Below are 556 nucleotides of genomic sequence, written 5' to 3' on the forward strand. Positions count from 1 at the left end.
CCAATTGATTTTGTCACGACGATTATCGATGGTGATAATCCAGCGCCGCAAGACATCTCGTTTGAGAATGAAGAATCTTCATCGACGCCAATCACGGGGACGTTTGTCGAAATTGGCAGTGACCAGTTGGCTTCTGTCACTTTTAATCAGGAAAGTTTGTCGCAATTTGATGGTTTGTTAACTGACAACCAAGTGACGGTTGCGACCTTGTCTGAAGATGGCAGTAACATCACGTTAACCGTAGCTGGTACGGGAGAGGTGGTATTAAGCATCACGTTAAACACCGACGGCACGTACCAATTTGAACAGTTCAAACCGCTTGAGCAGACGAATGATAGCGATACGATAGCGCTTTCTCTTCCAACGACGATCGTGGATTACGACCAAGATACGGTCAGCAATACCTTTGTGATTACAATTGCTGATGGCGATAACCCAGTCATTAACGATGTCACAAGCTTGTCTTTGGACGAGTCTGGCGTCGAGCAAGGTTCTCTACAGGGCATCGCGATTACTAGCGGTACCGGATCGATTTCGGCAGCCGCAGGCAGCGATA

Annotated in this window: 1 protein-coding gene; it reads left to right on the forward strand. The window is 47.5% G+C overall.

Annotation, left to right across the window (positions count from 1 at the left end; genetic code table 11):
• Nucleotides 1-556: DUF5801 repeats-in-toxin domain-containing protein (locus R7O13_RS29775; protein WP_318305580.1), on the forward strand; the 556-nt coding region annotated here is incomplete at both ends.

It is taken from the genome of Vibrio sp. Y176, assembly GCF_033438945.1.